Below are 10,659 nucleotides of genomic sequence, written 5' to 3' on the forward strand. Positions count from 1 at the left end.
CCCGGCGGCGTGTCTCGCAACCTTCGTGCTCGAAACGGGCTTGCGACGTTCGTTCGTTTCGCCGGTGGGGTTGACGGGTATCAACGAGGCTGAGATATGTCAACAACACTGACGTAAATCCCCGCGGGGCCCCGGGCCCGGACGGACCAGCCGACGAGGGACGCCCCAGCGTGAACGAGGCCGCCAGGATTCCTCCGGAGATTCCCTCGCCCGACGCCGCCCCGCCGGCTGCCAACGAGGACAGGCCCGAGGCACCGGCCTACGACCTGATGGAGCTCCTGTTCTTCGCCTATCGCGATTTCGTCGCCGATCCCGACCGGATCCTGGCCGAGTACGGCTTCGGCCGCGCCCATCACCGCGTGCTGCACTTCGTCGACCGCAATCCCGGCCTCACCATCGCCGAACTCCTCGATATCCTGCGCATCACCAAGCAGAGCCTCAACCGGGTGCTGAAGGAATTGATCGAGCAGGGCTATATCGCGCAGCGCACCGGCACCAGCGACCGCCGCCACCGGCTGCTCACCTGCACCCCGGGCGGGCGCCGGCTCGCCCGCCGCCTCGCGGCGGTCCAGGGCCGGCGCCTGCGCCGCGCCCTCGACGAGGTCGGACCGGAGCTGCGCGAGCCGGCCGGCCGCTTCCTGCTCGCGCTGATCGAGCCGGGCGAGCGCGAGGCGGTGAGCCGCCTGCTCGCCGCCACGGCCGAGACCGGCCCGGCGGACGAGCCGTGAGCGCCCCCGCCCTGCGGGCCGAGCTGCCCGACCACGCCCCCCACATCCTCGTCGTCGACGACGACCGCCGCCTGCGCGACCTGCTGAGCCGCTTCCTGCTGGAGCAGGGGTTCCGCGTCACCGCCGCGGCGAGCGCCGCCGAGGCCCGTGCCAAGGGCGCGAGCCTCGTCTTCGACGCCCTCGTCCTCGACGTGATGATGCCGGGGGAGACCGGATTCGACTACGCCCGCCAGATCCGCCTGACCTCGCAGGTGCCGATCCTGATGCTGACCGCGCGCTCGAACCCGAACGACCGGGTGACGGGCCTCGAGATCGGTGCCGACGACTACCTGCCCAAGCCCTTCGAGCCGCGGGAGCTGATCCTGCGCCTCAACAACATCCTGCGCCGCAGCACCCGCGGGCCGGCCGGGGCGGCCGCCCCCCTCGACGCGGTGCGCTTCGGGCCGTTCACCTTCCGGATCGAGCGCGGCGAGCTGGCCCGCGACGAGGAAGGCATCCGCATCAACGAGCGCGAGCGCGAGATGCTGACCATCCTGGCGCTGGCCAAGGGCAGCCCGATCGGCCGCGAGGTGCTGGCCTGCGGCAACGCCGCCAACGAGCGCACCCTCGACGTGCAGGTCAACCGCCTGCGCCGCAAGGTCGAGGACGACCCGGCCAATCCACGCTACCTCCAGACGGTGCGCGGCGTCGGCTACCGCCTCGTCCTGGACTAGGATGGCGTCGGTGGCGCCCCCGTCCCCCGCCGCGGCGACGCCGGCGGCGCCCCCGGTGGTCCTGCCGGCCGGCGGCCCGCCCGCCGCCCGGCGCTCGCCGCTGCGGCTGGCGTGGCGGCGGGTCTCGCGGGCGATCGGCGATCGGCTGCCGAAGGGGCTCTACGCCCGCTCGCTCATCATCATCATCGCCCCGATGGTGCTGCTGCAATCGGTGATCGCCTACACCTTCATGGAGCGGCACTGGCAGCTCGTGACCCGGCGCCTGTCGGCGGCGGTCACCGCCGACGTCGCGGCGATGATCGATATCTACGAGAGCTATCCGCAAGACCGCGACAGCGAGACCCTGCAGCGCATCGCCGCCGAACGCCTGAACCTCGACATCGACCTGCTCCACGGGGCCAAGCTGCCGCCGCCGGGGCCGCGGCCGTTCTTCTCGATCCTCGACGAGGCGCTCTCCGACGAGATCCGCCGCCAGATCAAGCGGCCGTTCTGGATCGACACGGTCGGCCGCTCCAACCTCATCGAGATCCGGGTCGAGATTCCCGGCGGGGTGATGCGGGTGATCGCCCGCCGCAGCCAGGCCTACGCCTCGAACTCGCACATCTTCCTGCTGTGGATGGGCGGCTCGTCGCTGGTGCTGCTCGGCGTCGCGATCCTGTTCCTGCGCAACCAGATCCGGCCGATCCTGCGGCTCGCCGACGTCGCCGAGAGCTTCGGCAAGGGCCGCGAGCTGGAATTCCGTCCCCGCGGCGCCCGCGAGGTGCGCAAGGCCGGCCACGCCTTCATCGAGATGAAGCGGCGCATCGAGCGGGCGATGGAGCAGCGCACGACGATGCTCAACGGCGTCAGCCACGACCTGCGCACGATCCTGACCCGGTTCCGGCTCTCCCTCGCGCTCGTCGAGCAGACGCCGGAGGTCGAGGAACTGCAGCGCGACGTCGACGAGATGAGCCGGATGCTGGAGGGCTACCTCGCCTTCGCCCGCGGCGATTCCGGCGAGCAGGCGGCGCCGACCGACCTGCGCACCCTGCTGGAGGATCTGCGCACCGACGTCGAGCGCCTCGGCGGCCATGTCAGCGAGGTGTCGGTCGAAGGCCGCCCGACCGTGACGGTGCGGCCCGACGCCTTCCGGCGCTGCCTGTTCAACCTCGCGGCCAACGCCGCCCGCTACGGCGACACCGTCGCGATCACCGCCCGGCTGGAGGCGCGCTGGCTCGCGGTCTCGATCGACGACGACGGCCCCGGCATCCCGCCCGACCTGCGCGAAGAGGTGTTCAAGCCGTTCGTGCGCCTCGACGACGCCCGCCAGGACGCCGGCGGCTCCGGCCTCGGCCTCGCCATCGCCCTCGACATCGCCCGCGCCCATGGCGGCGACGTGTCGCTGCACGACAGCGTGCTCGGCGGCCTGCGGGCGACGGTGCGGGTTCCGGCCTGAAGGGCGTTCGGTCGCGGGTCCCTGTCCGCGCTCACCCGTCGCCCCAGATCGCGGGCGTGATCCACGACCACCGGGAGCGACGCCGCGCCATGACCGCCGGAGGACCGATCTCCGCCTTCGTCCTCGGCTGGGCCGGGGTGATCCCGTTCGCGGCCCTCTCGCTGGCTGCCGTGCTCGGCGTGCCCGTGCCGGTCCCGGCCGAGGCGGCACTGCTGGCCTACGGCGCCGCGATCCTGTCGTTCATGGGCGGCGCGCAATGGGGCGTGGCGATGCGGGCGCCGGACGGGTTCGACCGCGGCTGGACCGGCTACGCCGTCTCGGTGGTGCCGGCGCTGCTCGCCTGGGCCGGGCTGCTGGTGACCGGCAGGGCCGGGCTCGGGCTGCTGATCGCCGGCTTCGCCGGGCTGCTCGCCTACGACCTGTGGACCATCCGGCAGGGCTACGCCCCGGGGTGGTACGCCACGTTGCGCTGGCAGCTCACCAGTGCGGTGGTGCTGCTGCTCGGGCTGGCCCTGATCGCGGGGTGAGCCGCGGCGAGGCCAGCCCCGGCACGCAAGAGGCGCTGCACCGGCCTGCACACCGTCTTACGATTTTCGATTGATCGCTTCAGGCGATCCCTGCGGGATCGCGGCGCGCTGCGGATTTCGGCTCCGCTCACGCGGCGCGCGGGCTGGTGATGCGATGTCCCGGACGCAATCTTCCGGAATTCGCATCATCGGCGCTCGTTCCGGTCGTCCGTCACGGGCGCCGATCGGCAACGCTCCAACCGGAAAAAGGCCCGGAGCCGACGGCTCCGGGCCTCTCTCGCATCAGGACGGCCGTCCGAGCCCGGCTCAGTAGTTCGAGCCGGCGCGGCGCTTGGCCATGAAGGCGTCGAACTGCTCGCGGTCGCGGGCGCGCTTCAGCTCGTCGACGAAGTCCGTGAAGGCGCGGCTCTCGTCCTCGAGGCGCCGGCGCTCCTGCTCCAGCCGCTCCAGCTCCTGCTGGCGGTACTGCTCGAAGGCCCAGTTGCCGGTGTCGCGGCGGACCGCGCCGGAGAACGAGGCGGTGAAGCCGCCGAGGCCGCCGTTGAGGCCGCGCTGGGCGAAGCTCTTGAGTTCGTTGAGAGCGGGGTAGCCCATGAGTTTCCACACCACGTAGGCGGCCGCGACCGGCCACGCATAGATGAACCCGATGACGATCGCGCCGATCTCGAGGGAGCGGCGCGGGAAGGGCCCGGACGCGCGGCCAGTGCGGCTGCGCGACCAGGGAGCAGAGGAAGAGGTCACGTCGATCTCCCGGCGCATGTGAACGGGATTTACATGCGGGTCGGCCGAAGGGGTTTCAAGGCTGCGCGCGGGAAATCTCTGAACGGCCCGGCTCAGCCGCGATCGGCGACGCCGCCGGTCGCCCCGGCCCCGTGGACCAGGGCCAGCACGCCCGCCCGCAGCAGGTCGTGCTTGGTCGGCAGGCCCGGCCCCACCGGCAGCCGGCCGGCCGCCGCGAGCGTCGCGATGCCGTGTGACAGCGACCAGACCTCGAGGGCGACGAAGCGCGGGTCGACGGTGCCGAACCCCTCCGGGAAGGTGGTGCGCAGGGCCTCGACCAGCAGGCCGAAGGCGTCGCGGTCGGGTGGCGGGCCGGCCGCGGCGGGACGGGCCTCGAAGATCGCCGCGTAATAACCGGGCTCCTCCTCCGCGAAGGTGAGGTAGGCCTCGCCCATCCGGGTGAACCGCTCCAGCGGCGTGCCGGGGCCGCGCAGGGCCCGGCCGAGGCGGGCGGCGAGGTCGGCGAAGCCGCGCTCGGCCACCTCTTCCAGCAGCGCCTCGCGGCCGCGGAAATGCCGGTAGAGCGCCGCCGGCGACACCCCGACGAGGCGCGCGGCATCGACCAGGGTGAAGCCGCCGAGGCCCCGCTCCGCGATGAAGCGGCGCGCCGCCTCGATCAGCGCCTCCTTGAGGTTGCCGTGATGGTAGCCGCGCCGGTCAGACGCCTCGCCGCGCCAGGGTCGCACTCGTGGTCCCCGCCTCCGTGGATCGCCGGACCTATAGAGGATGTCCGGACAAAGGGGATGCCGGATTCGGGGGTCGGGTTCCGGGGATCCGGTCAGGCCGGCCGGCGCCGGGCGAGGCGGAACAGCGGGCTGTGGTCGGGCCGCAGGGTCACGGTCGCCACCGGCAGCACCGGCCGGTCGCCGTCGATGGCGAGGACGTGGTCGCGGGCGAGGCGGGCGAGGACCAGGGTCGCCTCGGCGAGCGCGAGCTGCGCCCCGATGCAGACCTGCGGCCCGGCGCCGAACGGCAGGTAGACGTGGCGGTCCGGCTCGGGCCCGTCGAGGAAGCGGGCGGGCGAGAACAGCTCGGGCCGGTCCCACCAGCGCGGGTTGCGGTGCAGGACCCAGGTCGGGATCATCACGGTCGCGCCGGCCGGGATCGCGGTGCCGCAGATCTCGCCCCCCCGCGCCGCCCGCCGGGCGATGACGTGGGCCGGCGGGTAGAGCCGCAGCGTCTCCTGCACCACGGCCCGGGCGAGGCGCAGGCGCGGCAGCGCCGCCGCGGCGCCGGCCTCGCCGAGGTCGAGCTCCGCCGCCTCGCGGGCCAGGGCGTCCTGGATCCCCGGGCTGCGGGCGAGCAGGGTGCAGGCCCAGAACAGGGTCGAGGCGGTGGTCTCGTGCCCGGCGACGATCATCGTGCCGATCTCGTCGACGAGGAGCGAGTCCGGGCCGTCGCCGTGGGCGGCGCGCAGGAGGTCGAACAGGTCGCGCGGCGCCTCCGTCCCCGCGCCTTCCGCCCGGCGGGCCGCGACGATGCCCCGCACCAGAGCGGTCCAGCGGCGGCGGAACAGCGCCCGGCGCGGGCTCAGGGGGGTCGGCAGGCCGGGCGGGAGCAGGAAGTCGGCGATCGTCGGGCGCCCGAGCCCGCCGAGATAGCCCGACACCATCGCGCGCATCCGCGGGCCGAAGGTGTCGGCCTCGAGGGAGAACATCGCGGTGGCGGCGATGTCGAGGCTCAGCCGCTGCATCTCGGCGTGGAGGTCGACCGGCTGCCCGAGGGTGGCGTCGAGCCGCGCGGCACTGGCCTGCGCCGCGCGGGCGATGTGCCCGGCCATCAGCGGCACGGTCCGGGGCGTGAAGGCCGGGGCGAGGACCCGGCGCTGGCGGCGCCAGGTCTCGCCCTCGGCGAGCACGAGGCCGCGGCCGGCGATCGGCCCGAGCACCCGCCGCCCCGCCGGGAGCCGGGCGAAGGCGTCGGTGCCGGAGACGAGGATCTGGCGCACCGCCTCGGGCGTGCAGGCCAGCACCATCGCGCCGCCGAACGGCAGCCGCAGGGTCACCACCGGCTCGTGCAGGCAGGCCTCCGGCAGCGCCGCCAGCGCGTTGCGCCGGAACGCGGCGAGGAGGCGCAGCCAGCCGATCCGGCCCGCCAGGGGAGGCGCCGGCGGCGCGTAGGCCCCGGCCGGCATCGTCGTCGCGCTCATGCGGTCACAGCCAGGATTGTCCGGCGCCGCCGGGCGGCAGGGCGAGATGCGCCGCGACCGTGGCGCCGAGATCGGCGAAGGTGGCGCGCCGGCCGAGGGCGCCCGGCGCGAGGCCGGGACCGAAGGCGAGGACCGGCACCTGCTCGCGGGTGTGGTCGGTGCCGGCCCAGGTCGGGTCGTTGCCGTGGTCGGCGGTGACGAGCGCGAGGTCGCCCGGCCGCAGGGCGGCGCGGATCTCCGGCACCCGGGCGTCGAACCGCTCCAGGGCGGCGGCGTAGCCCGGCACGTCGCGGCGGTGGCCGTACTCGGTGTCGAAATCGACGAGGTTGACGAAGACGAACCCGCCGGCGGGCAGGTCGGCCAGGGCGGCGAGGGCCGCGTCGAGGCAGGCGTCGTTGCCGTGCGGCTTGATCTCGCGGCCGGTGGCGCGGTGGGCGAAGATGTCGCCGATCTTGCCGACGCTCACCACCGGGCGGTCCGCCGCCGCGAGGCGGTCGAGCAGGGTGTCGCCGGGCGGCGGCGTCGCGAAGTCGCGCCGGTGGGCGGTGCGGACGAAGCCCGCCGCCGCGTCGCCGGCGAACGGCCGGGCGATCACCCGGCCGACCCGGTAGGGATCGCACAGGCGCCGGGCGATGCGGCAGACCGCGTAGAGGTGGTCGAGCCCGAAGGCCTCCTCGTGGGCGGCGATCTGAAACACGCTGTCGGCGGAGGTGTAGACGATCGGCCGGAGGGTCCGGACGTGCTCGGCCCCGAGTGCGTCGACGATGGCGCTGCCGGAGGCGTGGCGGTCGCCCAGCAGGCCGGGCAGCCCGGCCTCGGCGACGAGGGCCGCGGTCAGGGCGGGCGGGAAGGCCGGTTCGGTGGCGGGGAAGTGGCCCCACTCGAAGTCGGCGACGAGACCGGCGATCTCCCAGTGGCCCGAGGGCGTGTCCTTGCCGCGGGCGGTCTCGACGGCGTGGCCCCAGGCGCCCGCGACCGGGCCTACGGGGGCGAGGCCGGGCGGCACCCGGCCGGTCGCGGCGCCGGCGGCGAGGCCGAGCCCGAGGGCGGCGAGGTGGGGCACGCGCAGGGGGCCGGCGCGCAGGCCGGCGCGGTCGCCCTCCCCGCGGGCGCAGGCCTCGGCGATGTGGCCGAGGGTGTCGGCGCCGGCGTCGCCGTAGGCGGCGGCGTCCGGCGCGCCGCCGATGCCGACGGAATCGAGCACGACGACGAGGGCGCGGCCGGGCGCGGTCATTCCCGCACCGCTCCGGCCGGGGCGGTGGCGAGGTCGAAGGCGGCGGCGAACAGGGCGCGGGTGTAGGCGGTCTTCGGGTCGGCGAAGATCGCGTCGGCCTCGCCTTCCTCGACCACTTGGCCGTCCTGCATCACGATCACGCGGTTGGCGAGCGCCCGCACGACCTTGAGGTCGTGGCTGATGAACAGGTAGCCGAGGCCGCGCCGGGCCTGCAAGTCGCGCAGCAGGGCGACGATCTGGGCCTGGACCGACATGTCGAGGGCCGAGGTCGGCTCGTCGAGGACGACGAAGCGCGGGTCGAGCGCCATGGCCCGGGCGATGGCGATGCGCTGGCGCTGGCCGCCGGAGAATTCGTGCGGGTAGCGGTCCATGGCGGCGGGGTCGAGCCCGACATCGGCCAGCGCCCGGGCGACGGTGGCGCGGCGCTCGGCGGTGCTGCCGGCACGGCCCTGGACCAGCAGGCCCTCCTCGACGATCTCGGCGACCGAGAGCCGAGGCGAGAGCGAGCCGTAGGGGTCCTGGAACACCACCTGCATCTCGCGCCGCAGCGGCCGCATGGCGCCGGATCCGAGCCCGTCGATGCGCCGGCCGAGATAGACGACCGGCCCCTCGGAGGCGAGCAGGCGCAGGAGGGCGAGGCCGAGCGTCGTCTTGCCCGAGCCCGATTCGCCGACCACCCCGACGGTCTCGCCGGCCCGCACCCGCACCGAGACGCCGTCCACCGCCTTGACGTGGCCGGTGGTGCGTCGGAACAGGCCGGTGCGGAGCGGGAACCACACCTTCATCGGCCCCGCCTCGACGAGCGTCTCGGCCGAAGCCGGAACCGGGTTGGCGCGGCCCTTCGGCTCGGCGGCGAGCAGGCGGCGGGTGTAGTCGTGCTGCGGGGCGGAAAAAACCTCGGCGACCGGGCCGGTCTCGACGATGCGCCCCTGGAGCATGACGCAGACCCGGTCGGCGACCCGGCGCACCACGCCGAGATCGTGGGTGATGAACAGCATCGCCATGCCGAGGCGGCCCTTGAGGTCGGCGAGCAGGTCGAGGATCTGGGCCTGGACGGTGACGTCGAGGGCGGTGGTCGGCTCGTCGGCGATGAGCAGGTCGGGCTCGCAGGCGAGCGCCATCGCGATCATCACCCGCTGGCGCTGCCCGCCGGACAGTTCGTGCGGATAGGCGCCGAGGCGCGATTCGGCGTTGCGCAGCCCGACGAGGCGCAGGAGGTCGAGGGTGCGGGCGCGGGCCTCGGCGGCCGACGCGCCCCGGTGCAGCCGCAGCACCTCGCCGACCTGATCGCCGACCCGGTGCAGCGGGTTGAGCGAGGTCATCGGCTCTTGGAACACCATCGTGATGGCGTCGCCGCGCACGGCGCGGATCTCGGCGTCGCGCAGGGCAAGGAGGTCGCGGCCCTTGAACAGGACCCGGCCGCCGGGGTGATGGGCGGCCCCGTCGAGGAGGCGCAGCACCGACAGGGCGGTGACCGACTTGCCCGAGCCGGACTCGCCGACCAGCGCCACGGTCTCGCCGGGGGCGATCTCGAACGACACCCGGTCGACGGCGAGCGTCTCACGCCCGCCCTGCCGGAAGGCGACGGAGAGGTCCTGGACGGAGAGGAGGGATGCGGTCATCGGCTCCGCGATCGGATGGGGTCCCCGGCCGGTATGGGACGAAGGGTCCCTCCCGTAACCTGCGGCATCGTGTGCCGCCAAGCTCCCGCGGCGGGCGGGGGCCATTCCCGCGCCCGCCCGGCTCGGTTACGTAGGGCGCCGTGACGCGCCTTCCCTCCCCCCGCCCCGCCCTGTTCGCCGTCCTGCTCGCGGCGGCGCCGGCCGAGGCCGCCACCGGCACCGGCACCGGCGGCAGCGAGAGCGTCGAGCAGGCCCTGTGCCGGCTGATCGACGGCGCGGCGGCGGCGCAGTCGCTGCCGGTGTCGTTCCTGACCCGGCTGATCTGGCGCGAGAGCAGCTTCCGCCCCGGCGTGGTCAGCCGGGCGGGGGCGCAGGGCGTGGCGCAGTTCATGCCCGGCACGGCGGCCGAGCGCGGCCTCGCCGACCCGTTCGACCCGGAGCAGGCGATCCCCGAGGCGGCCCGCCTCCTCGTCGACCTGCGCAAGCGGTTCGGCAATCTCGGCCTCGCGGCGGCGGCCTATAACGGCGGGCCGGGGCGGGTCTCGGCGTGGCTTTCCGGCACCGGCGGCCTGCCGGGGGAGACCCGGGCCTACGTCGTCGCCATCACCGGCCGCCCGGCCGAGGACTGGGCCGCCGAGGCGAAGGCCGACCCCAAGCGCGACCTGACCGAACCGGCCGAGACCCGCTGCCTCCAGGTCACGGCGGCCCTGCGGGTGCGCGGGCGCAACGAGACCTACTTCGCCGACAGCACGCCGTCGCTGGCGCCCTGGGGCATTCAGCTCGCCGGCAACTTCTCCAAGGCGGCGGCGCTGGCCGCCTTCGGCCGCGCCCGCGACCGCTACGTCGGGATCCTCGGCGACGTGCGCCCGATGGTCATCGGCACCCGCTTCCGCAACCGCGGCACCCGCGCCTTCTACCGCATCCGGGTCCCGGCCGAGTCCCGGGCAGGGGCCGAGGCCCTGTGCAACCGCATCCGCGGCACCGGCGGCGCCTGCCTCGTGCTGAAGACCTGAGCCGCGCTCGGAGCTTGCTTGACTCTCGATCCAAAGAACAGGCCCCATTTCCCGGACGACTGAAGCGAAGCGGAAGGAGATCCGGGATCCAGACGTCAGATGTGCCGCGAAGCGGCTCCATATCTCAGCGTTGTCGCTGTGTATGGACGCTTCGCGACTTATTGTGCTGGATCCCGGATCTCCTTTCACTGCGTTCCAGTCGTCCGGGAAAGGGGTTCTTCGCGCGGTAAATACTATGAATATTTACTCAAACAGCCGCCCGCGCCGCCGCCATGCGCTCGCGCGCGAGATCGACCGGGACGGCCGGCGCCGCCTCGCCGATCCCGAGGGCCTCGTCGAGGATCGCCACCGCCCCGGCCCAGGCCGCGGGCGAGAACAGGGCGGCGGCCTCGGCGGCGTCGGCCGCCGTGCGGGCGTCGGCGGCGGAGGCCGCCGCGAAGGTCGCGGCCCGGCCCGCC

The 10,659-nt window shown here is 74.3% G+C and carries 10 protein-coding genes and 1 pseudogene; 5 read left to right on the forward strand and 6 right to left on the reverse strand.

Annotated elements, in window-relative coordinates; translation table 11 throughout:
- Nucleotides 1-170 precede the first annotated feature (170 nt).
- The 4 genes from EOE48_RS16510 to EOE48_RS16525 all read left to right on the forward strand — a co-directional run bounded on the left by EOE48_RS16510 (nucleotide 171) and on the right by EOE48_RS16525 (nucleotide 3,403).
- Nucleotides 171-728, forward strand: coding sequence for a MarR family winged helix-turn-helix transcriptional regulator (locus EOE48_RS16510; RefSeq protein WP_127731054.1), 558 nt, complete (start codon nucleotides 171-173; stop codon nucleotides 726-728).
- A complete protein-coding gene (locus EOE48_RS16515) occupies nucleotides 725-1,441 on the forward strand; it encodes a response regulator (RefSeq protein ID WP_127731056.1) in 717 nt (238 codons plus the stop codon). The genes EOE48_RS16510 and EOE48_RS16515 overlap by 4 nt, the downstream gene beginning before the upstream one ends.
- Before the next feature lie 61 nt (nucleotides 1,442-1,502).
- A complete protein-coding gene (locus EOE48_RS16520) occupies nucleotides 1,503-2,876 on the forward strand; it encodes an ATP-binding protein (RefSeq protein WP_425463667.1) in 1,374 nt (457 codons plus the stop codon).
- An 89-nt stretch (nucleotides 2,877-2,965) separates the two neighbouring features.
- The gene (locus tag EOE48_RS16525) at nucleotides 2,966-3,403 is read left to right on the forward strand and encodes a DUF3429 domain-containing protein (protein WP_127731060.1); all 438 of its coding nucleotides are present in this window, start codon (nucleotides 2,966-2,968) and stop codon (nucleotides 3,401-3,403) included.
- Between the two features lie 306 nt (nucleotides 3,404-3,709).
- Here the strand turns inward: EOE48_RS16525 and EOE48_RS16530 are convergent, their stop codons facing one another.
- From EOE48_RS16530 to EOE48_RS16550, 5 genes are all read right to left on the reverse strand, one after another.
- A complete protein-coding gene (locus EOE48_RS16530; RefSeq protein WP_127731062.1) occupies nucleotides 3,710-4,144 on the reverse strand; it encodes a DUF2852 domain-containing protein in 435 nt (144 codons plus the stop codon).
- Nucleotides 4,145-4,236: 92 nt separating this feature from the next.
- Complete coding sequence (locus EOE48_RS16535; RefSeq protein WP_127731064.1) at nucleotides 4,237-4,869, reverse strand: TetR/AcrR family transcriptional regulator; 633 nt, start codon at nucleotides 4,867-4,869, stop codon at nucleotides 4,237-4,239.
- Nucleotides 4,870-4,961: 92 nt separating this feature from the next.
- On the reverse strand, nucleotides 4,962-6,332 hold the full coding sequence (locus EOE48_RS16540) for a cytochrome P450 (protein ID WP_187371442.1): 1,371 nt from the start codon (nucleotides 6,330-6,332) through the stop codon (nucleotides 4,962-4,964).
- Between the two features lie 4 nt (nucleotides 6,333-6,336).
- Complete coding sequence (locus tag EOE48_RS16545; protein ID WP_127731066.1) at nucleotides 6,337-7,566, reverse strand: phosphopentomutase; 1,230 nt, start codon at nucleotides 7,564-7,566, stop codon at nucleotides 6,337-6,339.
- A complete protein-coding gene (locus tag EOE48_RS16550; RefSeq protein ID WP_127731068.1) occupies nucleotides 7,563-9,188 on the reverse strand; it encodes an ABC transporter ATP-binding protein in 1,626 nt (541 codons plus the stop codon). Before EOE48_RS16550 ends, EOE48_RS16545 begins: the two co-directional genes overlap by 4 nt.
- Nucleotides 9,189-9,328: 140 nt before the next feature.
- On the opposite strand from EOE48_RS16550, the gene EOE48_RS16555 reads away from it, so the two are divergent.
- Nucleotides 9,329-10,201: a lytic transglycosylase domain-containing protein gene (locus EOE48_RS16555; protein ID WP_127731070.1), complete on the forward strand. Its 873-nt coding sequence runs from the start codon at nucleotides 9,329-9,331 to the stop codon at nucleotides 10,199-10,201.
- Between the two features lie 247 nt (nucleotides 10,202-10,448).
- On the opposite strand, the pseudogene EOE48_RS16560 reads toward EOE48_RS16555, so the two are convergent.
- A pseudogene (locus EOE48_RS16560) lies at nucleotides 10,449-10,659 on the reverse strand (hypothetical protein); the annotation flags it as partial.

It is taken from the genome of Methylobacterium oryzihabitans (genome assembly GCF_004004555.2).
Lineage (GTDB): Bacteria > Pseudomonadota > Alphaproteobacteria > Rhizobiales > Beijerinckiaceae > Methylobacterium > Methylobacterium oryzihabitans.

Excerpts from the sequence above, each read along its gene's own strand:
- EOE48_RS16525 (WP_127731060.1), top strand. The coding sequence starts at position 2,966 with ATGACCGCCGGAGGACCGATCTCCGCCTTCGTCCTCGGCTGGGCCGGG.
- EOE48_RS16550 (WP_127731068.1), bottom strand. The coding sequence starts at position 9,188 with ATGACCGCATCCCTCCTCTCCGTCCAGGACCTCTCCGTCGCCTTCCGG.
- EOE48_RS16545 (WP_127731066.1), bottom strand. The coding sequence starts at position 7,566 with ATGACCGCGCCCGGCCGCGCCCTCGTCGTCGTGCTCGATTCCGTCGGC.
- EOE48_RS16540 (WP_187371442.1), bottom strand. The coding sequence starts at position 6,332 with ATGAGCGCGACGACGATGCCGGCCGGGGCCTACGCGCCGCCGGCGCCT.